17 protein-coding genes are annotated in these 26,860 nt (G+C 59.8%); 13 read left to right on the top strand and 4 right to left on the bottom strand.

Annotated features, from left to right (window positions below; translation table 11 throughout):
- Window positions 1–3 precede the first annotated feature (3 nt).
- Genes nrfD through MHY87_RS11020 form a run of 4 tightly spaced genes read left to right on the top strand, consistent with a single transcriptional unit; the run spans window position 4 to window position 3,285 of the window.
- Complete coding sequence (gene nrfD, locus MHY87_RS11035) at window positions 4–1,317, top strand: NrfD/PsrC family molybdoenzyme membrane anchor subunit (protein ID WP_239351740.1); 1,314 nt, start codon at window positions 4–6, stop codon at window positions 1,315–1,317.
- Entirely contained in the window at window positions 1,314–1,853 is a 540-nt protein-coding gene (locus tag MHY87_RS11030; RefSeq protein WP_239351739.1) for a DUF3341 domain-containing protein, read from the top strand. The genes nrfD and MHY87_RS11030 overlap by 4 nt, the downstream gene beginning before the upstream one ends.
- The gene (locus tag MHY87_RS11025) at window positions 1,844–2,338 is read left to right on the top strand and encodes a cytochrome c (protein WP_239351738.1); all 495 of its coding nucleotides are present in this window, start codon (window positions 1,844–1,846) and stop codon (window positions 2,336–2,338) included. Before MHY87_RS11030 ends, MHY87_RS11025 begins: the two co-directional genes overlap by 10 nt.
- Window positions 2,335–3,285, top strand: coding sequence for a hypothetical protein (locus tag MHY87_RS11020; protein ID WP_239351737.1), 951 nt, complete (start codon window positions 2,335–2,337; stop codon window positions 3,283–3,285). Before MHY87_RS11025 ends, MHY87_RS11020 begins: the two co-directional genes overlap by 4 nt.
- 25 nt (window positions 3,286–3,310) lie before the next feature.
- Here the strand turns inward: MHY87_RS11020 and MHY87_RS11015 are convergent, their stop codons facing one another.
- The gene (locus MHY87_RS11015; RefSeq protein ID WP_239351736.1) at window positions 3,311–3,856 is read right to left on the bottom strand and encodes a cytochrome c family protein; all 546 of its coding nucleotides are present in this window, start codon (window positions 3,854–3,856) and stop codon (window positions 3,311–3,313) included.
- A 331-nt stretch (window positions 3,857–4,187) separates the two neighbouring features.
- Here MHY87_RS11015 and coxB point away from each other — a divergent pair, with 331 nt between their 5' ends.
- The 4 genes from coxB to MHY87_RS10995 all read left to right on the top strand — a co-directional run bounded on the left by coxB (window position 4,188) and on the right by MHY87_RS10995 (window position 9,243).
- A complete protein-coding gene (gene coxB, locus MHY87_RS11010; RefSeq protein ID WP_239351735.1) occupies window positions 4,188–5,111 on the top strand; it encodes a cytochrome c oxidase subunit II in 924 nt (307 codons plus the stop codon).
- Window positions 5,108–7,675 carry a cbb3-type cytochrome c oxidase subunit I gene (locus MHY87_RS11005; RefSeq protein ID WP_239351734.1) on the top strand — a complete coding sequence of 856 codons (2,568 nt, stop codon included), beginning with the start codon at window positions 5,108–5,110 and terminating at the stop codon, window positions 7,673–7,675. Before coxB ends, MHY87_RS11005 begins: the two co-directional genes overlap by 4 nt.
- The gene (locus MHY87_RS11000; RefSeq protein ID WP_239351732.1) at window positions 7,675–8,034 is read left to right on the top strand and encodes a hypothetical protein; all 360 of its coding nucleotides are present in this window, start codon (window positions 7,675–7,677) and stop codon (window positions 8,032–8,034) included. Before MHY87_RS11005 ends, MHY87_RS11000 begins: the two co-directional genes overlap by 1 nt.
- 183 nt (window positions 8,035–8,217) lie before the next feature.
- On the top strand, window positions 8,218–9,243 hold the full coding sequence (locus MHY87_RS10995; protein WP_239351730.1) for a YeiH family protein: 1,026 nt from the start codon (window positions 8,218–8,220) through the stop codon (window positions 9,241–9,243).
- A gap of 47 nt (window positions 9,244–9,290) precedes the next feature.
- Here the strand turns inward: MHY87_RS10995 and MHY87_RS10990 are convergent, their stop codons facing one another.
- The 3 genes from MHY87_RS10990 to acnA form a co-directional block, all read right to left on the bottom strand.
- Window positions 9,291–10,214 (bottom strand): GntR family transcriptional regulator, encoded by a 924-nt coding sequence (locus tag MHY87_RS10990; protein ID WP_239351729.1) that lies wholly within the window; start codon window positions 10,212–10,214, stop codon window positions 9,291–9,293.
- A gap of 126 nt (window positions 10,215–10,340) precedes the next feature.
- Window positions 10,341–11,306 (bottom strand): tripartite tricarboxylate transporter substrate binding protein, encoded by a 966-nt coding sequence (locus MHY87_RS10985; protein WP_239351728.1) that lies wholly within the window; start codon window positions 11,304–11,306, stop codon window positions 10,341–10,343.
- Between the two features lie 56 nt (window positions 11,307–11,362).
- A complete protein-coding gene (gene acnA / locus MHY87_RS10980; RefSeq protein ID WP_239351727.1) occupies window positions 11,363–14,074 on the bottom strand; it encodes an aconitate hydratase AcnA in 2,712 nt (903 codons plus the stop codon).
- 969 nt (window positions 14,075–15,043) lie between these two features.
- Here acnA and MHY87_RS10975 point away from each other — a divergent pair.
- The 5 genes from MHY87_RS10975 (at window position 15,044) to MHY87_RS10955 (ending at window position 26,742) form a co-directional block, all read left to right on the top strand.
- Window positions 15,044–20,038 carry a VCBS domain-containing protein gene (locus tag MHY87_RS10975; RefSeq protein WP_239351726.1) on the top strand — a complete coding sequence of 1,665 codons (4,995 nt, stop codon included), beginning with the start codon at window positions 15,044–15,046 and terminating at the stop codon, window positions 20,036–20,038.
- A gap of 52 nt (window positions 20,039–20,090) precedes the next feature.
- The gene (locus MHY87_RS10970; protein WP_239351725.1) at window positions 20,091–20,855 is read left to right on the top strand and encodes an outer membrane protein; all 765 of its coding nucleotides are present in this window, start codon (window positions 20,091–20,093) and stop codon (window positions 20,853–20,855) included.
- A 248-nt stretch (window positions 20,856–21,103) separates the two neighbouring features.
- Window positions 21,104–22,255 (top strand): efflux RND transporter periplasmic adaptor subunit, encoded by a 1,152-nt coding sequence (locus MHY87_RS10965; RefSeq protein ID WP_239351724.1) that lies wholly within the window; start codon window positions 21,104–21,106, stop codon window positions 22,253–22,255.
- Window positions 22,256–22,277: 22 nt separating this feature from the next.
- Window positions 22,278–25,463 (top strand): efflux RND transporter permease subunit, encoded by a 3,186-nt coding sequence (locus tag MHY87_RS10960; RefSeq protein ID WP_239351722.1) that lies wholly within the window; start codon window positions 22,278–22,280, stop codon window positions 25,461–25,463.
- Window positions 25,464–25,503: 40 nt separating this feature from the next.
- Window positions 25,504–26,742 (top strand): adenylate/guanylate cyclase domain-containing protein, encoded by a 1,239-nt coding sequence (locus MHY87_RS10955; RefSeq protein ID WP_239351720.1) that lies wholly within the window; start codon window positions 25,504–25,506, stop codon window positions 26,740–26,742.
- Window positions 26,743–26,860 lie beyond the last annotated feature (118 nt).

The following is a 26,860-nucleotide window of genomic DNA, read 5'->3' as shown; positions in this document are numbered from 1 at the left end:
CCGATGAGCAGCAATGCACAGTCCAGCACGAGCCGGGTTGCTGATGTCGCGCTCTTCCGCCGTTTCGGCTTGGTTTGGTGGATTGCGCTGGCCATCTCCGGCGCTCTCGTTCTTTTGCTCGTTTATGCGCTGGTTTCAGTCGCGCTCCTGGGCGTCGGCATCTGGGGCGTGAATATTCCCTTCGTCTGGGGTTTCGACCTGATCAACTATGCCTGGTGGATCGGCATTGCCAATGGTGCGAGTCTGTTCGCCGCTATTCTCGTTCTGCGTCGGCACGATCTGCGGACGGCGGTCAACCGCTTTGCCGAAGGTGTTGCGTTCTTCGCCGTTCTCTGCGCGGGCATTTTTCCAATCTTTCACCTCGGGCGTCCATGGCTGTTTTATTGGACGTTTCCATACCCCGCGACTTTCGAGGTATGGCCGCAATTCCGCAGCACATTGACGTGGGATTTCTGGGCAATCAGCACCCATGTCATCGTTACAAGCCTGCTTTGGTATGTAGGCCTCATTCCCGATCTCGCGACCTTGCGGGATCGCGCGCGGCATAAGACGGTGCAAAAGATCTACGGAATCTTCGCGCTCGGCTGGCGCGGGTCAGTGCGTCATTGGGCTTATCACCAGCGCGCCTATCGTCTTGTCGCCATCCTCGTGCTGCCCCTGATCCTCATTATGCAGAGCACAGTGGCTTTCGAGTTTGCCGTTACGCTGGTGCCCGACTGGCACGAAACACGCCAGCCGCTCCACTTCGTAGCTACGGGGCTATCGCAGGGACTATCTATTGTTCTCCTCGTCGCCGTGCTCCTACGCTGGGGGCTGCAGCTTGGACGTTACATCGATGAGGTAGACATCGATCTTCTCGGCAAATTCGTCCTCACGAGCGCCCTCGTGTCGGGTTATCTTTATCTGGATGAGATCATCTCCGCACTTCTGGCGGATAGCTTGGCACAAGAGGCGACTTTCAACCGCATGATCGGAGATTATGCCGGCCTTTACTGGACAGCTATTGCCTACGGCGTTCTCTTTCCACAACTGCTCTGGTTCAAAGCCGCGCGTCAAAGCACCGTCGCCGGTGTCTTTGTCGGATTTTCCATCGGCATCGCCATATGGTTCGACCGGTTCTCGATTATCGTCGCAGGCCTTGAGACGGATCACCTGCCGTCGATCGGGCGATCTTATAGCCCGACGCTTCCTGAGGTCGCGCTGTTCTTAGGGTCTCTCGGATTGTTCGTCGCTCTTTTGCTCCTCTTCGTGCGGTTCTTGCCCGTGGTCTCGATGTTCGAAATCCGGCATGATGAGCATCTGGAGAAGTCTGCATGACGCAGGACATCTACGGTATCATAGCTGAGTTCGAGACACCGGATGCCTTGGCGGATGCCGTCAGAAGGGCAAAGCGCGCAGGTTTCACGCAGATCGATGCATTTAGCCCATTTCCTCTCACAGACCTTGCTCGGGAGATGGGCACACGCACAACTGCCATTCCCTGGATCGCGCTTGTTGCCGGGCTGATCGGCGCAGGTCTGCAATATGGTGCGCAATATTGGATGAACGCTATTGATTACCCGCTGAATGTCGGAGGGCGGCCGCTCAATTCGTGGCCCACTTTCATTCCCTCCACGTTGATCGTTGCCATTCTCTGGGCGGGAACTGCAACCTTACTCGGCCTGCTTCTCATCCTTCGGTTGCCGCGTCTGCATCACCCGGTCTTTTCGGTGCACGACTTCAAGCGCGCTTCGGAAGACCGGTTTTTTCTCTGCATCCTAGGCAGCGACCCGCTCTTCGAGCCCGATGGGGTCCGGTGCTTTCTCGAAGCGCAGCTGCCGACGTCGGTGCGGGAGGTGCCGGCATGCGACTAGCTGTTGCTATTATCTGTTTCGTGTTGCTGGCGGCCTGCGATTCCGGCACGGAGCAGCGGGATGCCGTTGCCTCGACCCGCACCGTCCAGCGGCCATTTGTTCCCGTTCCTCCAGGTGTCATTGTGAAGGGAACCGCTGCGCAGAACGCGGCGCTCGCGCCGCCGGGTCCGCAGGTGACCCCAGCTCTTCTTGTGAAAGGCGAAGATCGCTTCCGCGCCTTCTGCTCGCCATGCCATGGCTTGAGCGGCCGAGGAGATGGAACGGTGGTCTCGCGAGGGTTTTTGCCTCCACCCTCCTATCATGAGGAGCGCGTGAGAACTCTCTCTCCCGAGCAGATCGTCACGGTGATCACTCAAGGCAAGGGGCGGATGTTCTCTTATGCAGATCGCCTCCTGCCAGAGGAGCGCTGGGCCATCGCTCATTATATCAAGAAGCTTCAAGCGGAGAGTGGCGCACCGATACGCCAGGGAGCGGTATCTCCATGAATGTCACGGAGGCTCTCTACGTCGCTTTCGTTGGGCTTGCCGGAATCTCGATGGGCAGCCTCGTTGTTCTGATGCTCGGCCACCTCATGAATGAGCATTGGTTCGCTCCGATCCGAGCGGAGGTCGAAGCGGCAGCGTTGATGATTCCTTTGGTCCTCATTCTGGGCATTCCAGTTGCTATTGGGATCGAGCAACTCTTCCCCTGGGTCAGTGAAAGGAGCGGCTTGCCGCCAGCACGAGCCCTATTCTTAAGCCCAGGCTTTTTCCTGATGAGGAGCGCGCTCTACCTGCTGGTCTGCTTCGGCATGGCATTTTGGCTGATCCGCACCCGGCATGTGCGCCGGGCAAGCGCTGTCGGGCTCGGCCTGCTGACGCCCATCATGAGTTTCGCAGCTTACGATTGGGTGCTGTCGCGCGAGCCGCATTGGTGGTCGAGCTTGTTCGGATTTGCCTTTGGTCTCGCTCAGGTCCTTGCCGCACTGGCCGGTGCCATCCTCGTGAATTTTCTGAAACCAGACCCGGCTTCGCCACGGCGGATGGCCAGTCTCGAGCGCGCGTTGCTGACACTGGCGCTTCTGACTGTCTGGACGTGGTTCGCGCAGTTCATCATCGTCTGGCTCGCCAATCTGCCGCAGGGAGCAGAATGGTACTTGAGGCGCTCCGATCCTTGGGATTTGAGGCTTCTCACCGTTTCCTCTCTGTTGATTCTGGGTGCCATCGTGGTTCTGGTTCCGTCCGGCGTCAGCCGGGCTGCGATGATTGGGGGAAGCGCTCTCGTGCTTCTGTATCATGGCATCCATACGCTCTGGATTCTGCAGCCAATGGTGACTTTCTCTTGGCTGGGTATCGGCCTCATTGTCGGCATGATCTGTCTCTGGATTGCAGGCTTCATCCTGGTGATGAAAAGGCGCCCGAGTTATGCCGAGGAGGCAGCGGCTGAGCCCTGATCGCATCGCTTAAAAAAACAGAAAGCTAGTTATCGAAACCTGGGCCTGCATTGTGCTTCGGAACGATGCGGCGCGTGCGTGAGTCCGTCTCAGAAGGCAGTATCGTTGAACCAGGAACCTCGACTGCTCTCTCGCCGGAGCCGCGAAGCGGGAGAGGAGGACCGTTCGGGTAAACCTGCACCCCATCGCTGCCCAATGAGTAGAGATAGGCAGCGATGTGTCGAGCCTCCGTCTCCGTCACGCCTTGCGATGGCATTCCGGTTTGGGGCTTCAGCGAAACCGGATCCATCAGCCAGGCAATCAGATTACGCGGCGTGTTCGGCATAAAGCCAGCGAGGAGGTGCTGCTGCGCATAGTCTTCGAGCGGCGGCCCGACTTTGCCTCGCGCGCCACGGATGCCGTCGATCGTGTGGCAGGCGCCGCAACCATAGGACTGGATGAAGGCACGTCCCTGCTCAGGCTCCCCGTCGGCAATTTGCACAATGGCAGCTTGCTCCTGCTGATCGCTGCAGGCCGCCAGCCCTATGAGGGCCGGAAGAATCAGCAAACGGGTGAGGGGGCGCTTGATCATGAAATTTTGCTTCGCGGAGCTTCGATGAAGCAACCGGCAGGCTCCATTTCCGTTCCCGAGCGTCCGGATCGCCCCACATAACCTTGAACTTACATCATGAACCGAGCGGGTAGGCGGCAATGATAAGCCAAGAACGTTTTCGTGAACCCAAAGCTGGATGTTTCAAGGGAACCAAGCTTCACGGCCAAGCTTTGTCGTTCAACGCATAAAGACCCATTGAGGGCGAATGGACCTTGAAGCGAGACGGAATAGCCTTCATGGACAGTTGCGCACCTCTGCGAAGGGCGCGACAGCCCTTTTGTGCGTGCTTCCCCTCATAGGATGCAGTGGGATGCAATCGGCCCTCGACCCGGCCGGAGGCGACGCATCTAGGATTTACTGGCTCACGATCATCATGACGGTGGGCGGCACCCTTATCTTCCTGGTGGTTACGACGCTCCTGCTCTACGCGATCTTTGCTCCGCACGACCGACGCAGATGGCTCGGCGGCCGCCAGACGATCCTTTACGGCGGACTTGTCTTTCCGATTGTGACGTTGTCCGCACTTCTGCCTTATGGGCTCGTCGTCATGCGTGACACCGATGTTCCACAAGCGGGTGCGCTCCCCATCGAGGTGGTCGGGGAGCAATATTGGTGGAGAGTCCGCTATCCGGCGGATGGCGAGCAGCCGGAGGTCTCGACAGCGAATGAAATCGTTGTTCCAATTGGCCGCTCCATCGCCGTGTCGGTCGCGAGCGCCGATGTGATTCATAGCTTCTGGATCCCGAATTTCGGAGGCAAGATCGACATGATCCCGGGTCGCATCAATCGCCTCAATTTCACAGCGGAGAGGCCTGGGGTCTATCGCGGTGTCTGTGCAGAATTCTGCGGCGACCAACATGCCCGCATGGCGTTCGATGTGATCGCACTGGAGCCTGCGGCTTTCGATGCGTGGCGGGCAGAGCAGGAAAAGCTCGCGCGGGAGCCTGAGTTTCCGTTGCTTGCACGTGGCCGGGACTTGTTCCGCGCCGGTGGATGCGGTTCCTGCCATACGGTGCGCGGGACCGGCGCCAATGGACAGTTCGGTCCAGACCTGACCCATGTGGGAAGCCGCAGAACCATCGGCGCAGGTCAATTCCCGAACAATGTCGGCACGCTGGCAGGCTGGATCGCCAACACGCAGCATATCAAGCCGGGTGCGCGGATGCCCTCTTACGGTTCCTTGAGCGGAGAGGATCTTCGCGCCCTAGCCGGGTACATGGAAAGCCTGAAATGAACGCACCCGAGAACCCGCGATCCTTCGAGCGCGGCGAGCCCGAATTTCCCAATCCGCTGCCGCGTCCGCAGGGGGAATTCGAGGCGCTGAAAAAGGCATGGAAGGCCCCGCAAGGCTTGAGCTTCATCACGGCCGTCAACAACACATATGTGGGCCTGTGGTATGTCGGCACAGCCTTCCTGTTCTTCATTCTGGCAGGTATTCTTTCGCTGATCATGCGCACGCAGCTTGCGCTGCCGGAGAGCGATTTCGTCGGACACGATCTCTACAATCAGCTCTTCACCATGCATGGCACGGTGATGATGTTTCTCTTCGCTGTTCCGGCCGTGGAGGCGGCCAGCGTTTATCTGTTGCCGAACATGCAGGCCGCGCGCGACCTGCCGTTTCCGCGCCTCTCGGCTTATGCCTTTTGGGCGTATTTCGTCGGTGGGCTCGTGTTCTTCGGAACGATCTTCTTCGGCCTCGCGCCCAATGGCGGGTGGTTCATGTATCCACCGCTCACCGGCACCAAATATTCACCCGCCGACAACGCGGATTGGTGGTTGCTCGGCATCGGTTTCATTGAGATTTCGGCCATTGCAGGGGCCATCGAAATCATAGTCGGCGTGATGAAGACCCGCGCGGTCGGCATGAGCCTCGACAAATTGCCTATTTATTCATGGGCAATGCTCGTCTTCGCAGTCATGATCGTCATCGGCTTTCCTGCGGTCATTCTCGCGACGCTGCTGCTCGAGATGGAGCGTGCTTTCGACTGGCCGTTCTTCATCGCGGAAAGGGGCGGCGATCCTCTGCTGTGGCAGCACCTGTTCTGGTTTTTCGGCCATCCGGAGGTCTACATCATCTTTCTTCCCGCCACTGGCATGGTCTCGATGATCGTGCCGACAATGGCCCAGACCCCGATCGTCGGCTACCGCCTAATCGTACTGGCCCTCCTCGCCACGGGATTCCTCTCCTTCGGCCTGTGGGTGCACCACATGTTTGCAACCGGCCTGCCGAAGATGTCCTTGAGTTTTTTCTCGGCTGCCAGCACGGCCGTTGCGGTGCCAAGCGGCATTCAGGTATTCGCCTGGATCGCCACCATCGCCTCCGGCCGCATGAAGCTGACGACGCCGTCGCTTTTCGTGATCGGGTTTCTCTTCATCTTCACGCTTGGCGGGCTTACCGGCGTGATGGTGGCGATGGCTCCCTTCGACTGGCAGGCGCATGACAGCTACTTCGTCGTCGCGCATCTGCATTACGTGCTGATCGGCGGCATGGTCTTTCCGCTGTTCGCCGCCTTTTATTATTGGGTTCCGGTGGCCAGCAAGAGGGCTCTGTCGGAGCGACTGGGGCGCTGGGTCTTCGGTCTCATGTTCCTCGGCGTGAATGTGACCTTCCTGCCAATGCACATCACCGGCCTCATTGGCATGCCGCGCCGGGTCTATACCTATCCGGTTGGAATGGGGTGGGATGCTCTCAATTTCATCTCCACCGTCGGCGCCTTTATGATAGCCGCCGGTGTCGCGATCTTTATCTTCGACTTTGCCCGCAAATTCCGTTTCGCATCTGAGGACAATGCCGGCAACGTCTGGAACGCCGGTACTCTGGAATGGCTCCCGAACGGCAATTACGCGACGCGAAGCATCCCTTCCGTCGCCAGTCGCGATCCTCTGTGGGACCAGCCGAGTTTGCCGAAGGACGTAGAGGACGGCCGCTATTACCTTCCCGGAACGGCCACCGGCGGTCGTGAGGCATTGGTGACGAGCCCGTTCGATGCGCGACCGCAATATATCCTGCAAATCCCAGGGCCAGGCTGGCAACCGGTCTTGGCTGCCGTGTTCACCGCTGCCTTCTTTCTGCTCCTGACGGTGAAGTTCGTTCTCACATCGGCTGTCTGCGGCGTGATCGCCGTGGGCTGCGTGATCTGGTGGCTCTGGGAAACGGATCCAGGTCCGGTTCGTCCGCCCGCGGATATCGGCGGCGGCATCGTGGTGCCTGTCTATGTTACGGGACCGACGAGCCATTCCTGGTGGGCAATGATCGTTCTCATGGTCGTCTCGGGAATGGTTTTCACCTGTCTGATCTTCTCCTATCTGTTTCTCTGGCTCGTGAACCCAAATGCCTGGCCACCGCAGGATGTCCGAATCCCCGATTGGATCTGGCCGGTTCTTTCGGCGCTCCTCTATGGCATCAGCGCTATCCTGATCGCAGTCGCCAGCCGGCAACTGCGTGGTGATGACCGGCGAAGCCCGCGCTCAGTCCCGGCTCTGATCGGTGCGGCGCTTCTGTTCCTGTGCGGCGCTATCTCCATCGATCTCTGGGCCCAGTGGCAAACGGAGTTGAGTCCATCGGCCCACGCCTACGGCGCGGCGGTCTACGCCATCATATCCCTGCAGATCTTCTTCGTCCTGACGACATTCATCATGGCCATCTACACCATCGCCCGCTGGCTGGCGGGACGGCTCGACAGCGTGCGCCGGACGACCTTCGATAACACCATGCTGTTCTGGTACTACACGATAGGGCAGGGCCTCGCCGCTGTCCTCGTCGTCCACGGCTTCCCGCGCCTGACGGGAGGGATCTGATGATCGGAGGGCGGACGGGGCAGGTTCTCCTGATGCTGGCCGGCCTCATCGCCTGGGCCGTTCAATTCACCGTCATTTATGGGGTGACATCGACCCTGTGCGGACGCGGATGGGCGGATGCGAGGATTTTCGGTTTTGAGGTTATCCCTGCAACAATTCTATCAGCGACGCTCGTCACATTCGCCGCGACAGCCATCACAACCATATGGTCTGCCAAGGAGCATCGGCAGAACGCGAAGCAGTCGGCTACCATGACGGATAGCTTCATGGGCCATGTCGCAATTCTCATCAACGGCTTCTCGCTCGTCGTAATCCTGTGGCATGGGATCGCTGCCTTCATTCTCCCCGCCTGCGCCTAGGCATGTGAGGCAGGATTGCGGCGCACAGATCATTGAGCCAGCAAGACACATCTGGTATCGGGCATCCGCAAGAGAAGCCGATACCCCGGCAGCTTCCTTGGGTTATCATTCCTTTTGCTTCGGCTAAGCCCCAGTTTGCTCTGGTGCTGTTCGCAGCAACCCACCTCTGGCCCGTGGCGTAAGATGCGTGAAGTGTCGATGAATAACTGGACCCGCGTTCTTCCCGGATTAGTCCTCTGCACGGCGATCTCAGGCATCGCCATGGGACTCCAGACGATGGAGGAGCATTGGACTGGGCGCCCCTGGCTAGAGGCCCTGGTCATTGCCATCCTGCTTGGGACGATTGTGCGGACGGCATGGACACCTAGCCCCCGCTGGGTGCCGGGCATCGGATTTTCCGCCAAAACCCTTCTCGAGATTGCTGTCGTGCTTTTGGGCGCTTCCATCAGCTTCCAGTCCGTGATGCAGGCAGGCCTCGGTCTGATCGTCGGCATTGCCGTCGTCGTGGCCGTCACAATCGGTGCAAGCTACGGCCTTTGTCGATTGCTGGGTCTGCCGAAACGCATGGCGATCCTTGTTGCCTGCGGCAACTCGATCTGCGGTAACTCAGCCATTGCTGCGGTCGCACCCGTGATCGGTGCGAAACCCGAGGATGTGGCGTCCTCCATCGCATTCACAGCCATTCTCGGCGTGATCGTCGTGCTCACCCTGCCGCTCCTGGTGCCGTTGCTCGATCTCTCGCTCACTCAATATGGTGTACTTGCAGGGCTTACAGTTTATGCGGTGCCGCAGGTTTTGGCGGCGACGGTGCCTTTAGGCCTCGTCAGCACGCAAATCGGCACCCTCGTCAAGCTCGTGCGTGTGCTGATGCTCGGCCCCGTCGTCATCGTGTTGTCGATTCTGGCCGGGCGTGAATCGTCTGCCTCCAAGGCGAGCTTTTCCCTGAAGAAGCTCGTGCCCTGGTTCATCGTCGGCTTCTTAGGCCTGGCAGCGCTGCGGTCCTTTGGCGTTATTCCAGAAACCATCCTGCATGCGATTCTTCCGACGGCCACCATGTTGACCGTCATCTCCATGGCGGCTCTGGGCTTGGGTGTCGATCTGAAGGTGCTCGGGCGCGTCGGCGGACGTGTGACGCTCGCAGTCACACTTTCTCTTCTCGTGCTGGTTTTCATCAGCCTGAGCCTGATCTGGCTGCTTGGATTGGCATAGGCAAGAACGCTCTGTAACGGGCGTTCCACCATAGAAGCACTACAGCCTCACCGCTCTAGGATCGGCCTGATCTCCTGAAGATTCTCGATCGTGTGCTCCAGGTGACTGCGCAGTGCCTGCGAAGCCTTCTCGTTCTTCCCGCGTTCCAACAGGTCCAGAATCTGGAGATGCTCTTCGCATTGCTGGCGATAGCGCTTGCGGTCGATCATCGAGCGGTATGACAACAAGCGGCGAACGCGGTTGATGCGTCGAACAGCTTCAAGGAAGAACGGGTTGCCGGATGCACCGATGATGGCCTCGTGGAACCGCACGCCGCGCTCGTGAAGCGCATCTGCGCTGTCCGTTTCGATGGCTCCTGCCAGAAGACGTAGTTCCGCCTCGCGGCATCGCGCGGCTGTCTCGAGATCGAGGTGGTAGGTTGGTTCCAGCAGCGCGGCGGGTTCGAGAGCTAACCGGACGCGATAGGTTTGCTCCAGACTTTCCGGTGTAGTGAGCATGGGCGAGAAGGACCAGCCATAGCCCTGGCGGCGCTCGGCCCAGCCTTCCTGGGCGATGCGGCTCAGGACGGCGTTCAATTGGGCCTTGGTGACCCCATAGGCCTCCTTGAGATAGGCTTCGGAGGCAGGATCGGGCAGGCGGTCGTGAAGATGATCCTCGGCGATTCTGAAATAGATTTCCGAGGTGTCGTCTCTCGCAACGAGGCCGAGGGCCGCCGGTGATGCATCCTTGGCTTCCGCCACGAAGTAGCCGCGGTTGCGTTCATGGGTCAGGACGCCTTTGGTGGCGAGCAATTGCAGGGCCTGGCCAACAGGGAAGCGGGAGACGCTGAAGCGTTCGGCCAGTTCCTGAGCCGTGATGTGTGCTCCGACATCTAATCTCGATCCGCGAATATGTTCCAGGATCTGCGCAGCAAGCCCTTCGGTCATTTCCCGTTTGCTGCCGGATGCACGTTCGCTGACAGGGACACTCATCGAAAACCTGACCTCTCCCTAGGAAACGCACTCGTTATCGATGCGATTCCCGTCAGGTATAGCACGCAGTTTGAATTTCGCAGGAACCGGCTGGGAGATCGCCGCCAACCTCCCAGCCGAATGCCATCAGGACTTCACGAGGCCGACCGATCGCAGCACGTCCCCGACGCGGACCTGCTCTTCCTTGAGGAAGGCGGTGAAGGGGTCGCCGGCGAGATAGAAGTCTTCCCAACCCCGCTGCTTCAGGATCTCGGCCCATTCCTTGGACTTGACCAGCTTGTCCATGATGTCGGTGATCGCCTTTTTCTGGTCAGCCGTGATGCCGGGGGGCGCCATGATGGCGCGCCAGTTCACCACTTCGACATCCATGCCTTGCTCTTTGAGGGTGGGAACATCCGCATTCGCCAGACGCTTGCCGGATGAGATCGCGAGCGCACGGAGCTTTCCGGCCTTGATCTGGCTTTCGAACTCGCCGTAACCGGAAATGCCCGCCGTCACGCGACCGCCGAGCATGGCTGCAAGCGCCTCTCCCCCACCGGAGAATGCGATGTAGTTGACCTTCGCCGGATCGGAGCCGGCGGCTTTCGCGAAGAGGGCTGCGAGGATATGGTCGGCGCCGCCTGCGGAGCCACCGGCCCAGGTGACTTTTGCCGGGTCAGCCTTCACGGCGTCGGCCAGTTCCTTCACCGATTTGATGGGTGAGTTGGCAGGAACCACGATCACGAGCGGATCGCCGGTGAGACGCGCAATGGGCGTCGCCTGATCCAGGGTGACCGGCGACTTGTTGGTGAGGATTGCGCCCACCATGGTGATGCCGTTGACCATGAGTTGGTTCGGATCACCCTTTGCCTGATTGACGAATTGCGCGAGGCCGACGGTGCCGCCGGCGCCCGTGACATTGGTCACCTGCACGCTCTTCGCGAGACCGGTTTGCGTGAGCACTTGCTGAATGGAGCGGGCCGCCGAATCCCAGCCGCCGCCAGGGCCTGCCGGGGCCATGATCTTGAGTTCCTGCTGCGCGAAAGCCGAAGAGGCGACGAGCGTCAGAGCGGCAACGGCAACGCCGCGGATTGTCTTGGTAAGGTGGCTCACGATTTCCTCCCTTTAAGGTTGCGTGAGATGGTGAACGCGAAGCGGACGTTGCCGCTTCAGCGCCTGTTGCCCGGCGAGGACTCCCGCCGTGTGCTTTCACCGTTTCCGGTGAATTCCAGTGCAAACGTCTCGCGGCTTGTGGCCTCCGCGTTGGTGACGCGTTGCAGGATGAGGGGAATGATGCCGCCGCTCATCAGGATCTCGACCTCAAGGCCCGTTTCGATGGCGGCGGTAGCGGCGAATGTCTCGGTTGCGCCCGATGCACGATGGATCGTGACGGAGACCGGACACCGTGGGCTGATTCGATGGGGATCGGCTTCGATGAAGATCTGATCGCCGGGACGCAGCTGCAGTGTGTCGGGATGGCGATCTCCGGGAAGTCGCAGGGGCAGAATGCCCATGCCGATCAGGTTCGAGCGATGGATGCGCTCGAAGCTCGAAGCCAGCACCGCACGTGCGCCGAGAAGCGCCACGCCCTTGGCGGCCCAATCTCGGGATGAGCCCATGCCATAGCGCTCGCCCGCCACGATGACGACGGAGGCGCCTTCCTGCGCGTAACGCTCTGCGGCGCGGAACAGCGGCAAGTGTTCACCCGATCCCACATGAATCGTGAAGCCCGGAGCGATCTGCGGGTCGAGCAGATTGCGCACCGACTTGTTGGTGAAGAGACCGCGAACCATCGCCTCCCAATTGCCGCGCCGGGACGCAAAGACATTCAGATCGCGGCGATTGTCGCCGCGTTCGACGAGATGTTCCGCTGTCTCGCCCGTTTGCGGAATTTGTCCGGCTGGCGAGATATGATCGGTGGTGATGTCGTCGCCGAGCACGAGCAGCGGATGCGCCGCGTAGGAACCAAGAAGCGTGCCCTTGCCGAACCCCGCGAATGGCGGACGGCGGATATAGGTCGAGTCCTCATCCCAGGGGAAGAGAGTGGTGGCGGGCGCGTCCAGCGCGCGCCATGTCTCGCTCGCCTCCGCCTTCGCGTAAGCAGTCTCGTAATCACCGGCATTTATCGCCAGTCCAAGTGCAGCATCGATCTCATCGCCGCTCGGCCAGAGATCCGCGAGCGTGATCTCTTCGCCCGAAGCTGCGCGGCCGATCGGATCGACGAGGATATTGCGATTCACATCGCCCGCGAGCGCGAAGGCAACGACGAGCGGAGGCGAGGCGAGGAAGCCTGCCTCCAGTTGCGGATGAACGCGGCCTGGAAAGTTGCGGTTGCCGGAGAGAACGGCGACGGGAACGATGCCGCGCTCATGCATCGCCTGCTCGATGACGGCGGGAAGCGGACCTGAATTGCCGATGCAGGTGGTGCAGCCATAGCCGACGATGCCGAAGCCCACCGCTTCCAGATCGTCCAGCAATCCAGCGCGGCTTAAGTAACGCTCGGCGGTCGGCGATCCCGGCGCCAGCGATGTCTTCACCCATGCAGGTGGCCTGAGACCGAAGCTGCGCGCCTTGCGGGCAACGAGGCCTGCGGCGATCAGCAATCTTGGGTCTGACGTATTGGTGCAGCTCGTAATCGCCGCGATGGCGACCGCGCCATGAGCAGGCTCTCCAGGGCTAGCCGGACGGTCCGTAAGCATAGATGCGAGCGCTTCGATTGTTGCACCTGCTGGAATGCGATCCTGCGGGCGGCGCGGTCCTGCGAGGCTGACCTCGACTTCATCGAGATTGATTTCAATCGTGTCTGTAAAACGCGGCGATGCTTCCGGGTCGAACCAGAGGCCCTGCCGCTTGGCATATTGCTCGACGAGGCGGACGTGCTCCACAGAGCGGCCCGTTTCGCGCAAGTAGCGCAAAGTCTGATCGTCGATGGGAAAGAAGCCGGAATTGGCACCGAATTCCGGGGTCATGTTGGCGATGACGGCGCGGTCGCCTGCGGAGAGCGTCGAAACTCCCTCGCCATAGAACTCAACGAAGCGATCTGCCAGATCAATGCGCCTCAGACGCTCCGTGATCGTCAAAGCAAGATCGGTCGCGAGCACGCCCTGCTTCAAGCGACCTGTCAGGCGCACGCCGATAATGTCCGGAACGCGGATCATCACGGGCATGCCGAAGAAAACGCTCTCCGCCTCAAGACCTCCGACGCCCCAGCCGAGCACGCCGATGCCGTTGATCATCGGCGTGTGGCTGTCTGTGCCAATCAACGTATCGGGCACGGCCCACGACACGCCATCGTGCTCAGCAGTTGTCACGATAGTTGCCAAGCGCTCGAGATTGAGCGTGTGCATGATGCCGGTGCCGGGCGGGTGAACGCGGACGCCATTCAGCGTGCGCGTGGCCCATTTCATGAAGCGGTAGCGCTCAGAGTTGCGCTCGAACTCGCGCTCCATGTTTCGCAAAAGCGCGTCGCGCGTGCCGAAGACGTCGACCCCCAGGGAGTGATCCGTCGAGACATCGACGGGCAGGACGGGATTGAGCAAGCTCGGATCGTGCCCCGCTTCCGCAAGCGACGCGCGCATTCCGGCAATATCGACCAGAGCCGGCCCGCAGGTGGTGTCATGCATCAGAACGCGGCCGGGCAGGAAGGGGATTTCTTCCTCGCTACTGCCCCTGTTCAACCAGTTCAGAATCGCGGCTTTGGCTCTGGGAGCATCGTCCTCCGCATTGCGTAGGACGTTTTCGAGCATGACCCGCAGGATATGCGGCAACCGCTCAAGGCTGGCTCCGGCAGCCTTAGGAAGATCGGCGATCAGATACAGCAATCCATCGATAGTGATGGCATCAACCGGCTGGGCGCACGTATCATCCGCTTCATGGGTCATAGTCCAATATTGCATAATAAATATATTAAATGCAAATATTTTGCATTTCATGTTTTATATATGACAAATGACCGCATAGTACGGCTTGCAATGGAGAGCGGGTAAGGAGCCGCACAAACCGCCTCGTGACATGTCTAAGCCGCTATAAATGTTGGGTATTATTTGATTCTCTGCATCGCTTCAGAGTCTTGGGGGGTGGATAGATTCCTGATGCCTATAGCAATGCGGGTTGCATGTGACGAACGGCCTGACAGCGAACCCTTAAGCTAAAAATGACATGTCTTGCCGACCGAAGAGCTAGTTATGAAGTTGCCGCAAATGCAGGCGAGCCCATTCGAAATCGTGGCAAAATTGCGACATCCTGTCCTGGAATTGCCTTGGGCACAGCCAGTCCTCAAGACTAAATTGGCTTGCCGACGAGGCTTATGGCTATGAATTTCAAGGTTAATCCCGCTTCTGGGATGTCGGTTGCTTTCAGCTAACTCAAGGAAGGGTGTCCTGGCAGATGGGACGACATGCCTTGACGTTACGTAATGCGCATGCTGACCATGCCCTCCAAAGCTCTGACCGCACTGAGCATAAGCCTCACGTGTCCATTGAAGGTGTCAGGAGCGGCACAAATGGGGGCAGCCATGACGGCGAGTATCTTCTGGGGCGGAGTTCCCTGTTTCTTGCTCGACAAGATCGCTGAGATCATAGCTCCGGCACCATAGTCAGATCAGGGCGGCGTCCCGGTCGGAATCTCGTGCGAGCGGCTTCGTCCATTCAAGCGGCACTGAGCTGGGTGACAATCGGAGCATTGCTCTTCCGTGCTCCCGCCATGGGAAGGCCTTCGGAAAGCTGCCGCCCTGCCGCTGAATCTGCCAATCGTCATGGTGTTCGGCAGGCACCTCCTAAAAATCCGAATATCCATCGAGCGCCCGGCAGGCGCTCCAGCCGACCCATATCCTTCATGAAGAGAAGCACGTCATGATCAACCCGATCACCCATAAATTCGGTGCGACCTACTATCTGAACAACAGTGGCACCAACACTATTGATGGGTTCACGATCACGTCTGACTCTTCCATCACCGGCTCCAGTGATAACTCCAATCCGAATGGAAACTCCATTTATATCGATGGCTACCACTCGGGGACTTACGAGGGGCAGCCGGAGGTATTCGGCACCATCACCTGGACGGCGGACGGCATTGATGTCCTCACGTTCGATCTCGACAGCTTCGTTGTCGGCCCTCTTTACGGATCATATGCGATCCAGATTACCTCGTCCTCATCTTCCGGCATCATTTCGACCGCCTGGTTCCACACCGCCACGGCCTCCGCACAAAAGGAGACGATCGACGTCGATGAGGAACTGTTCAACGACATCACATCCTTCACCGTAAAGATCTTCTCTAGGGATGGTCTCATGAGAACCGATGGCCTCGACATGTTCGAGATGACTATCGGAGACATTAAAGCCGCACCACCCCCCAACCCGATCCCTGTGGTGGATGCCAACGGCGCTGTAGCGGGGGCAGCAAATCTGGCTCACTTCACTGAGGGCAGCAATGGTCCCAGCGCCGCCGTCAGCATTACGAGCAGCACTGCAACCATAACGGATGATGACACCATCACCGGCATGACCCTTGTGCTGTCTGCCACTCCTGACGGCTCCGATGAAGCCATTCTGTACAGCCCTGCCTTGAACATGGGCCATCAGCTGTCGTCTTTCGGCCTGACGGGCAGCTATAACGAGACGACGAGAACATACACCATCTCGGGTACCGCGTCCGCAGCCGTTTATCAGGACGTGTTGCGGGCCATGCTCTACAGCAATGGCAGCGACGCACCCAGCACGGTAACGCGCACCATCACCATCTCGGTGACGGACGCGGAAGGCGCAACCGGACGGACGACCTCTGCCATCACGATCACGCCCGGGAACGATAAGCCGAGCGCCACGAACTTGACGCAGAGCAAGTCCGTGACCGAGGGAGGGGGTGCAATCAACCTCGACGGCATCGTCGTGACCGATCCGGATGGACAGGGCGAAATCATCACGGCCACCCTGACGCTGAGCAATCCTGCCGCAGGAACGCTTTCCGTTGGGACCTACGGCGCCGCAACATCGGTCTATGACGCTACAACCGGCGTGTGGTCGGTCACCGGTTCGGTTGTCAATGTGAATCAGGCTCTGGCCGCCGTTCAGTTGACGCCGTCGGCCAACAACGACCAGAACTTCACGATCACGACCCGCATCAGGGATGCCGCCAACGCAGGCCCAGCTGACGGCAGCATCTCGGTCACGGTGACGCCGGTCAATGATACTCCAGTCGTCACCGTAGCATCCAACAACATTGCACTTACGGAGGATGCGCCGATTGCCCTGACGGGTATGAGCTTCTCCGACGTCGACGCCGGTTCTGGCGCGGTCCTGGTCACTCTCATGGTGCCGGTCGGCGCGCTGTCGGCTGTCGGTGGCGCCGGCGTGGCGGTTTACGGAACTCCGGCGGAGTTGCTGCTGAGGGGCACGATTGCCGACATCAACGCCTTCATTGCCGCCGGTAAGGTCATTTATACCTCTGCTGCCAATGACACCGGCACGCGAGTGCTGACCGTTTCGATCAACGATGGCGGCAACACGGGCACGGGCGGGCAGCGGGTGGACACCAAATGGGTCAACCTGAATATCGCTTCTGTGAACGATGCTCCCGTTGTCACTGTGCCGTCCGACGCAGTCCCGATGCAGGAGAACACAGCCACGGCTTTGACGGGGATAAGCTTCTCCGACACCGATGCCGGATCAGGTAATGTAACGGTGACGTTCAGCGTGCCGGCAGGCACGCTCACGGCAGCGAGCGGTGCGGGGGTGGTCATCGGCGGCACCTCCTTGGCCCTGACCCTGACGGGCACGATTGCCAACATCAATGCCTTCATCGCGGCGAGCAATATCACCTACACCCCGGCTCTGAACGATCTTGGCACGCGGGTGCTGACCGCGTCGATCAACGACGGCGGCAATGCGGGCGCAGGCGGCAGCTTGACCGATACCAAGACCTTCTCACTGACCATCGTAGCTGCCAATGCTGCTCCCGTTGTCACTGTACCATCCGCCGGCATCCAGGTGACGGAGGATATGACGACTACTCTGGCGGGCATCAGCTTCTCGGACACCGATGCCGGATCGGGTAACGTGACGGTGACGCTCAGCGTGCCGGCTGGCATGATCGCTGCGTCCGCCGCTGCAGGCGTCACGGTTGGCGGAACCAGTATAGCTCGAACGTTGACTGGCACGATTGCCGACATCAACGCCTTCATTGCTGCTGGCAATGTCACCTACACGCCTGTTGCGAACGAAAATGGCGTGCGTGTTCTGACCGTCACGATCAACGATCTGGGCAACAATGGCATGGGAGGGCCCAAGACGGACACAAAGACTGTCAATCTGACGGTTTCAGGTGTCAATGATGCTCCCACGATTATCTCGGGCGCAGATTACGGCCTGCCAGGCATGAACGAGGATGCAGCGTCCATCGGCGTGACGGTATCTAGCATCTTAGCTGGCGCGGGCTATGGCGATGTCGATGCTGGTGCTTTATCGGGGGTTGCTGTCACGGGCGCGTCCGGCAATGGCACATGGGAGTATTCTACCGACGGACTTTCGTGGACCAGCTTCGGTGCCGTTTCAAACTCTTCCGCATTGCTGCTGACATCCGCCACACAGGTGCGTTACGTGGCGGATGGGAATAACGGCGAAACACCCGTCTTCACCTTCCGTGCTTGGGACCGGACCAGTGGAGCAGCCTCGTCCAACAACGTACTTTCCAAGGCAGATACCACGACAAACGGCGGTACGACGGCCTTCTCGTCTCAGACTGCGACAGTTTCCATCGCTGTTGCCAGCATTAATGATGCACCCGTTGCGACAGTTGTCGGAAGCATTCCGGTTGTCGAGGATACGGCGACTGCTCTGACGGGCATCAGCTTCACGGACGTTGATGCAGGCTCTGCCTCAGTGACAGTGACACTCAGCGTGCAAGCCGGAACCTTGATGGCAATGAGCAGTGGGGGCGTAGTTGTCGGCGGGACAAATACTGCGCTCACTCTGATTGGCACGATTGCGAACATCAATGCGTTCATTGCCGCCAGCCACGTCATCTACACGCCTGCTGCCGACGACACCGGGGCGCAGGTTCTGACCGTTTCGATCAACGATGGCGGCAACACGGGCGGCGGCCACGCGCTGAGTCATACCACGACGGTCAATCTGAATGTCGCCGCCGTCAACGATGTCGCTACGTTCACGGGAACGGATTGGGGTGCGGTGGCCGAGAATGGCACCCAGATGGCGACCGGCGTATTGGTAGTCGCGGACCTCGATACGGGTGAGGCCGGATTCAGAGCTCAAAGCGATGTCCGGGGCACCTACGGCACGTTCTCCTTCGATGCCGTTCACGGCATCTGGACCTATGTGCTCGACAGCGGTGCCGCTGCGACCAAGGCTTTGCGCTCCGGCGAAGTCAAGACTGAGACCTTCACGGTTAAAGCCATCGACGGCACAGTGAAGACGGTGAGCGTGCAGGTTTCCGGTTATGGCGAACTCATCGATGGGGTAGAGGTCACAACCGAGACCATTATTTATCCGGATGGCAGCTCAGGCCGCATCCTCACCATTCCAGTGGTGACCTCAGACCGCGCCAACACGGATGGCGGCGCTAGCGTCGCCGACATCCCACTTGTGACGTCCGGAGGACGCAATGTCCTTACGGCGCAGGTGCCGGTCGGGTTCGGCCTGCAGGTCTCCGGTCCGTCCGCTCCCAGGTCGACAGGCGACTCGCTCGCAGATCTCATCCGCGAGATTCAGTCCCGCACCGCGACCGACTCGGTTGATCAAGACCAGATCACGGGCGGAGGCTCCGATTTCCTTGGCGGTTTGGCTCCCGACGTTCCGATGCTTGTGCAAACGATCACGCCCAGCATTCTCTCCGGGACAAGCCCCACGCAGCCCCTGGGGATCACGGGCGATTCCAGTAGCGGTGTCGTGACGGCGCTGATCATCGATACGAGCAGCTCCGGCGGGGCGGCGCACCTCCTGCTCAATAATGTGGACTTCGCTGCCATCGTTGGCTCCGCGACAATTACGGGCGGAGCCGGCAGCCAGACGGTCTTTGCCGACAGCGCCAGCCAGCACATCGTGCTGGGCGCTGACGACGACACTATCCATGGCGGCGGCGGCAACGACTATGTCGGCTCGCTCGGCGGCAACGACCATCTCTACGGCGACGATGGCAACGACACCGTTTCCGGCGGCATCGGCAATGATCGCCTCTGGGGCGGCAACGGTCACGATCGCTTGCTCGGCGGATCAGGCAACGACAGGCTCGACGGCGGCAATGGCCATGACACTTTGGAAGGTGGAGCCGGCGCGGATCGCCTGACCGGCGGTGCGGGCAGCGATCGTGTCTATGGCGGGGCAGGCAACGACTATCTGGACGGAGGCTCCGGCACAGACTTCCTGTGGGGCGGCGCCGGGAACGATCGGCTCTATGGCGGCGCGGGCAATGACGTGCTGCGCGGGGAAGCCGGCAATGACTGGATTGTCGGTGGCCTGGGCCGCGACAAGCTGTGGGGCGGTGCCGGTTCGGATACGTTTGCTTTCCATTCCATCCAGGAAAGCCGGGTCGGCTCTCAGCGCGACGTCATCTACGACTTCCAATCCGGAATAGATCGCATCGATCTGCGCAAGATCGATGCGGACATGACCCAGAAGGGCAATCAGTCCTTCATTTGGGTTGGCGCCGAGGTTCCCTTCCTGGCTCCGCACGAAGCCACCGGCTTCCTGTCGGCGGGCTTCACCGGCCGGGCAGGGGAGTTGCAATACACGAACGGAATTCTGATGGGCGACGTCGATGGTGACGGGAAAGCCAACTTTGAGATCCGGATCGTCGGCTTCTTCGCCAGCTCCGACGTGCTGCTGTAACCGGCCTCTGGCCGGCCTTGCGTTGACGCTTGCCTGATTTTTGGAGATTTGCATGAAGATACTTCTTCTGTCCGCCTCGGCGCTGGTGGCCCTGACCAGCTTGGCCAGCGCTGCCGACCTGCCGAGCCGCGCCGCCATTGCGGTGCCGGCAACTGCTCCCGCATTCAGCTGGAGCGGGTTTTATGCGGGTGTCCATGGCGCCTGGGTTCGCGACGACAGTGAGGCCGAGCGCGCTGGCCTGTCGGGGGTTGCGTCCGCTTTGATCCCCATTCGCGCGGGTTTGAGCGATTCCAGCCTCGGGGGCGGCGCCCAGATCGGGTATCTGTGGCAGACAGGCAGTCTCGTGGTGGGCGTGGAGGCGGATCTGACCGCCATGAACCTCGCGCGCACGCGCACTTTCGAGACGACCAACGGCGCCATCACGCTGCGCACGGATCTGGGTTCGCAGATGAACCTGTTCGGGACGGTCAAGGGGAGGGCAGGCGTTGCGCTGCCGAGCCTGCTGCCGGTGTTCCAGCAGTCGTTGGTCTACGTCACGGGCGGCCTGGCCTATGCACAGATCGAGCGGCAGGGACGGATCACGGTCGCGCCGACGGGCCTTGGGCCGGAGGCGCGCCAAGAGGATTGGACGTTGGGCTTTGTGATCGGGGCCGGAACGGAGCATACCCTGACGCAGAACGTATCGCTCAAGACCGAGGCGTTGTACTACAGCATGGCCGACGAGAGCCTGACGTTGGCGCGAGAGGGCGACGAGGCGGTGTATCGCTTCAAGAACAACGGCTGGATCAGCCGCATCGGCCTCAATATCCGGTTCTGAGCGGGCAGGGCTGCGCCAACGCATTCAGCTTAGAGCGTTCCGATCGGCGGGAAGAGGGCGATCCATCCAGAATGGAACGCCGTACCATTGTCGCGCCATGGATGCACTCGAGAGTTCCATTGCCTCTCCGCCGTCATAATGCTGCATAATATGGATGTGCGAGCTGAGCGGATATCAGCCGCCGCAGAGGGCCAATAGCAATAATGGGCTTGTAATGCTGGATCGATAATGCCGATCAGGAGGTTCGCATGCGTCGTCTGCGGTCTATCCTCGTTTGTGGCGTCATTCATGGCTGGCTTCTCGCTAACGGCACGGCTCTCGCTCAAGGGGGGCTGGCGCAAGCGCCGCCCGTGACCGTCGCGAAACCTGTGGTCAAGGACATCATCGAACAAACCGATTTCATCGGCCGCTTCGAAGCCATCGATCAGGTCGACATACGTTCGCGCGTCTCAGGCTATCTCGATAAGGTGCATTTTCAGGACGGGACCAACGTCAAGGCCGGAGACCTCCTCTTCACCATCGATCAGCGCCCTTATCGAAACGCCCTCGAGCAGGCACAGGCCGCGGTGACCTCCTCCCAGGTCCGCATGGAGTTCGCGCAGAGCGATCTCGAACGGGCCGAGCAATTGCGCCGCACCGGCAACATCACCGACCAGCTCTATGACCAGAGACGGCAATCGTTCCTGACCGGAAAGGCGGAACTCGATCGGGCACAGGCGGCCCTGCGGCAGGCTCGGCTCGATCTGGAGTTCACCGAGATCAAATCTCCCCTGTCTGGAAAAATCTCCCGCAAGCTCGTCTCTGAGGGTAATCTCGTCAATGCAAACGAGACGGTGCTGACGAATGTTCTCTCGCTGGATCCTATCCACTTCTACTTCGACGTCGACGAACGTTCCTTCCTGGCCTTGTCGCGCCAAACCCAAGGAGGGACGAGGACGACGGCCCAGGGAGAATACAACGAAGTTCTGCTGACTCTGACGGACGAGCGCCTAGGACAGCGGAAAGGGCAGCTCGACTTCGTCGATAACCGGCTGGATGCCGCCAGCGGCACGATGCGCTCCCGTGCGATCTTCGAGAACAAGGACCATTTTCTGACACCTGGCCTGTTCGGCCGCGTCACAGTCGGCGCTTCGGATCCGTACAAGGGTATTCTTCTGCCGGATGAGGCGATCGGCAGCGATCAGGATCGGCGCGTGGTTTATGTTGTTGGCGACAACAATATCGTCAATCTCAAGCCTGTCCGCATCGGCCCCAGAATCGACGGCTACAGGGTCATTCGAGATGGTCTGACAGGCAATGAGACAATCGTCGTGAACGGCCTCGTGCGAGTGCGGCCTGGAGCGCCCATTACCCCGCAGATGACGACGCTCCCTCCGACACGAGAGAGAAACGGCATCTGATCTCACGCGATGGGAAAAATCCATGCGCTTCGCACATTTTTTCGTCGACCGGCCCATTTTCGCAACCGTCCTGTCGGTTCTCTTCCTTATCGTCGGCGGAATCGCCTACGCCGTTCTGCCGGTTGCGCAATATCCGGATATCACGCCGCCGACAGTCGTTGTCAGAGCCAGCTATCCAGGAGCGGATGCTCAAACGGTCGCCGCCACCGTCGCTACGCCGCTGGAGCAGCAGATCAACGGTGTCGAGGACATGCTCTACATGTCCTCCTATTCCACCGGCGACGGCTCCATGGCTTTGACGATCACCTTCAAGCTCGGGACCGATCTCGACAACGCCCAGGTGCTTGTCCAGAACCGGGTCGCCATCGCCACGCCACGCCTGCCGGAAGAAGTGCGGCGCCTTGGAGTGACCACGCTCAAGAGCTCTCCCGACCTGATGATGGTCGTGCACATGCTCTCGCCGGATAATTCCTACGACCAGCTCTACATCTCGAACTATGCCCGCAATTATGTCCGCGACATTCTCCTGCGTCTTGACGGCGTAGGCGATATCATCATCTTCGGCGAGCGACTATATTCCCTCAGGATTTGGCTCGATCCCGAAAAGCTCGCGGCTTATGGGCTTACATCCAGCGACGTGGTTCGCGCCATTCAGGAGCAGAACGTGCAGGTCTCGGGCGGGGCGCTGGGGCAGGAGCCGACACCGACGGACGCTGCGTTCCAGCTAACCGTCACAACGCAGGGACGGTTCGAGGATCCGCGCCAGTTTCGTCCGATCATCGTGCAGGCCACTCCTGACGGGCGCTTGGTGCGGCTGCAGGATGTCGCCCGCATCGAGCTCGGTGCTCAGGAGTACGTGACGAATTCCTACCTCGACGGAAAGCCTGCCGTCGCGCTCGGTATCTTTCAGCGTCCCGGCACGAACGCGCTTGCCGCCTCGGACCAGATCCTTCGGACCATGGAACAGCTGAAGGCCGGGTTCCCTCCTGGAATCGCATACCAGATCATCTACAATCCGACTGAGTTCATCGCGGCCAGCGTCGATGAAGTCTATAAAACCCTGTTCGAGGCAACAGCTCTCGTCGTTCTCGTCGTGATCGTCTTTCTGCAGAGTTGGCGCACGGCCCTCATCCCCATCGTTGCGATTCCCGTATCATTGGTCGGGACATTCGCGGCCATGGCTGCTCTTGGGTTCTCCCTGAACACTCTGACTCTGTTCGGCATGGTGCTCGCAATCGGCATCGTGGTCGACGACGCCATCGTCGTGGTCGAGAATGTGGAGCGCAACATCGCCCTCGGCCTCTCGCCAAGGGATGCGGCCCATACGACCATGGACGAGGTCGGAACCGCTCTTGTCGCCATTGCGCTGGTTCTGGTGGCTGTGTTCGTGCCGACTGCCTTCATTCCCGGAATCTCGGGTCAATTCTACCGTCAGTTCGCGTTGACCATCGCCGTCTCGACGGTGATCTCGGCTTTCAACTCCCTGACCCTGTCTCCAGCCCTTGCCGCGTGGCTTCTGAAGCCGCACAGTCATGAGCCTCCGAGGAATCCGCTTGTTCGATCCGGGAAGGCTTTGACGGGGGGATTCAACCGTGCCTTCGACGCGACCTCCCAGGGATATGCCAGGGCGGTCGGATCGGTCGTGCGTCACAAGCTGATCGTGCTTCCCATTTATGCGGGGTTGCTGGCCGGCACCGTGTGGATCGCCAATCATGTGCCGCGCGGATTCATTCCGGCACTGGATCAAGGTTATGCCATCGTGGTCGTTCAGTTGCCGGATGGCTCCGCATTGTCTCGCACCAATGCCGTCGTGGAAAGGGCATCGAGGATCATTCAGGAAACACCGGGCGTCCAGCATGCGGTGGCCTTCGCGGGGTTCTCCGGTGCGACCTTTACCAATGCAACCAATGCTGCCGCCATCTTCGCCCCGTTCAAGCCGTTTCCCGAGCGGATCGAATCCGGAGATTCAGGGACCAAGATCATTAGCGATCTCTTCTCTCGCTTGCAGCAGATTGAAGAGGCTTTCATCATCGCCATTCCTCCGCCACCCGTGCGAGGGCTCGGGAATTCGGGAGGCTTCAAGGTCCAGCTCCAGAACAGAACCGGTGATAATGTTCGCGGGATTCTCGCAGTTGCCTATCAGCTCATGGGGCAGGCTCGCCAGAACCCGAACCTTGTCGGCGTCTTCACGACGTTCTCGGCCAACTCACCTCAGGTCTATCTGGAAATCGACCGCCAGAAGGCGGGCCTTCTGAATGTGCCGATTCCCAGTATTTTCGAAACGCTGCGGATCAATCTCGGAACGGCCTACGTGAATGACTTCAACGCGTTCGGCCGTGTCTATCAAGTCCGCGCCCAGGCCGACCAACGATTCAGGATCGACCAGGAAGACATTAATCGGCTGCGCGTCCGCTCGTCCGCAGGAGCTCTCGTTCCCTTGGGCACTCTTGTCGAGATGCGTGAGGTGTCGGGCCCCGATCTGATTCAGCGCTACAACATGTTCACTTCGGTCGCGTTGCAGGGCAATGCGGCTCCGGGTGTCTCCTCGGGCGATGCGCTCAACATCATGGAGGAAATGGTTCGACAGAACCTTTCGCCCAGCATGGGGTTCGAGTGGACGGAGCTTGCCTTCCAGGAACGGCAGACCGGCAATACGGCGATATTCATCTTCGCTCTCTCGGTACTCTTCGTGTTTCTCGTGCTTGCGGCTCAGTATGAAAGCTGGTCCTTGCCACTTGCCATCATCCTCATCGTTCCAATGAGCGTCCTCTCCGCGCTGGTCGGCGTGATGCTGCGAGGGCAGGACAACAATATCCTGACGCAGATCGGCCTTGTGGTCCTCGTCGGATTGGCTGCTAAGAACGCCATCCTCATCGTGGAATTCGCGAGACAGGCGGAGTTCGAGGGAAAGACCCCGGCGGAGGCAGTTATCGAGGCATGTCGATTGAGGCTGCGACCTATCCTGATGACGGCCTTTGCCTTCATCCTTGGCGTGCTGCCGCTCGTGATCGCAACCGGGCCAGGCGCCGAGATGCGGCAGGCGCTTGGAACAGCGGTGTTCTTCGGAATGATCGGTGTGACGCTGTTCGGGCTATTCCTCACGCCTGTGTTCTATGTCACCTTGCGGCTCCTGGTGCTGCGCCTGTCCAAATTACGCGCTCAAGGTAAACCGGGCGCGACGGAGGCGAAGGCCTCTCTTGCTGAATAGGCGCGTCGGCTTTTGATCGAGCCGGAAACGGAGAATCTTCGTGGATACGGAACAGCTGGCAAATCTGACGCGATGGGTGACCGAGGCAGGGCTGAATGGCATGACGGAGGCGGACATCCTTCACGGGTTCTGCCGCAGGATGCTCGAGGCGGGTTTGCCGATCAATCGCGTGAACATGATCATCGACACTCTGCATCCCATTTATGAGGGTCGCGCCTTTCGCTGGCGAAAGGATCAAGCGGATATCGAGCCCGTCGTCGAGTATGGCCGCACGAATGAGGGCGAGGCTGCCGAAAGCTGGCGCCGCAGTACATATTATCACCTCTTCCATACGGGAGACGATCTACTCCGGCGCCGGATCGGTCCACGTCATCCAGCCGATTTCGTTATCCTGGACGAACTGCGCGAAGAAGGGCAGACCGATTACCTGGCTCTCGCGCATCGCTTTGCAGCCGAGGGCACGATCGGCGAGGTCGATTGTTTCTATTCGTCATGGACGACCGATGCGGTCTCAGGCTTTGCAGATGAGGAAATAACTATTCTGCGCGATCTCGCGGCGCCTCTCGCGCTTGCCATGAAATGCGCTTCTCTCGTGCGCATTACCGAAACCCTTGTAACGACTTATCTCGGAAGGGACGCGGGCCGCAGGGTTCTGAGCGGCAGGATCGCCCGTGGAGTCACGGATAGAATTCAGGCGGTCCTATGGTTCAGTGATCTGCGCGGTTTCACCAGCGTCACTGAAACCGCGGAGCCAGAGCAGATCATTCCTTTTCTCAATGATTATGCAGAAACAATCGTGTCGTCGATCCATGATGCGGGCGGCGACGTGCTGAAGCTGATCGGGGACGGCACCCTCGCGATCTTTACAGCGGAGAATGCGGCACAGGCCTGTCGATGCGCACTTGAGGCTGAGAGGCGGATGCGTGCCGGCATCCATTCGCTCAACAAGGAACGGGCAGCAGCCGACCTGCCTGTGACCGATGCTTATCTCGCTCTTCATATCGGCGAGGTCTTCTACGGCAATATCGGAAGCCAGGATCGATTGGACTTTACCGTCGTTGGCCCCGCGGTGAATGAAGCCAGCCGGATTGCCGCCCTGTGCCGCTCGGTCGAAAGAGATATTCTGGTCTCCTCTGCATTTTATTCGGCAGCTTCAGAGAAGGATCAGGAGAATTTCGTATCGGTTGGACGCTATGCCTTGCGAGGCGTGAAGCGTCCACAGGAGCTTTTTACTCTTGAGCCGGAATTCATGACAGAAACCCTGGGCGATCCTTCGTAACGACGACCGGCGTTTTTAGGCGGTTATGAAGAGATTCTCGCCGTGCCTTGGGCCTTAACGATACCTGCGTGGCGGTCCCAAGGACCAGATCTGAGGCAGATTATCCGGATGGAGGACT

The organism is Microvirga sp. ACRRW (genome assembly GCF_022346925.1).
Lineage (GTDB): Bacteria > Pseudomonadota > Alphaproteobacteria > Rhizobiales > Beijerinckiaceae > Microvirga.
This window is presented reverse-complemented; position numbering and strand designations above follow the sequence as displayed.

What these genes read in the sequence shown, in the direction of transcription:
- nrfD (WP_239351740.1), top strand. Translation starts at nt 4, where the DNA reads ATGAGCAGCAATGCACAGTCCAGCACGAGCCGGGTTGCTGATGTCGCG.
- MHY87_RS11030 (WP_239351739.1), top strand. Translation starts at nt 1,314, where the DNA reads ATGACGCAGGACATCTACGGTATCATAGCTGAGTTCGAGACACCGGAT.
- MHY87_RS11025 (WP_239351738.1), top strand. Translation starts at nt 1,844, where the DNA reads ATGCGACTAGCTGTTGCTATTATCTGTTTCGTGTTGCTGGCGGCCTGC.
- MHY87_RS11020 (WP_239351737.1), top strand. Translation starts at nt 2,335, where the DNA reads ATGAATGTCACGGAGGCTCTCTACGTCGCTTTCGTTGGGCTTGCCGGA.
- MHY87_RS11015 (WP_239351736.1), bottom strand. Translation starts at nt 3,856, where the DNA reads ATGATCAAGCGCCCCCTCACCCGTTTGCTGATTCTTCCGGCCCTCATA.
- coxB (WP_239351735.1), top strand. Translation starts at nt 4,188, where the DNA reads ATGCAATCGGCCCTCGACCCGGCCGGAGGCGACGCATCTAGGATTTAC.
- MHY87_RS11005 (WP_239351734.1), top strand. Translation starts at nt 5,108, where the DNA reads ATGAACGCACCCGAGAACCCGCGATCCTTCGAGCGCGGCGAGCCCGAA.
- MHY87_RS11000 (WP_239351732.1), top strand. Translation starts at nt 7,675, where the DNA reads ATGATCGGAGGGCGGACGGGGCAGGTTCTCCTGATGCTGGCCGGCCTC.
- MHY87_RS10995 (WP_239351730.1), top strand. Translation starts at nt 8,218, where the DNA reads ATGCGTGAAGTGTCGATGAATAACTGGACCCGCGTTCTTCCCGGATTA.
- MHY87_RS10990 (WP_239351729.1), bottom strand. Translation starts at nt 10,214, where the DNA reads ATGAGTGTCCCTGTCAGCGAACGTGCATCCGGCAGCAAACGGGAAATG.
- acnA (WP_239351727.1), bottom strand. Translation starts at nt 14,074, where the DNA reads ATGACCCATGAAGCGGATGATACGTGCGCCCAGCCGGTTGATGCCATC.
- MHY87_RS10975 (WP_239351726.1), top strand. Translation starts at nt 15,044, where the DNA reads ATGATCAACCCGATCACCCATAAATTCGGTGCGACCTACTATCTGAAC.
- MHY87_RS10970 (WP_239351725.1), top strand. Translation starts at nt 20,091, where the DNA reads ATGAAGATACTTCTTCTGTCCGCCTCGGCGCTGGTGGCCCTGACCAGC.
- MHY87_RS10965 (WP_239351724.1), top strand. Translation starts at nt 21,104, where the DNA reads ATGCGTCGTCTGCGGTCTATCCTCGTTTGTGGCGTCATTCATGGCTGG.
- MHY87_RS10960 (WP_239351722.1), top strand. Translation starts at nt 22,278, where the DNA reads ATGCGCTTCGCACATTTTTTCGTCGACCGGCCCATTTTCGCAACCGTC.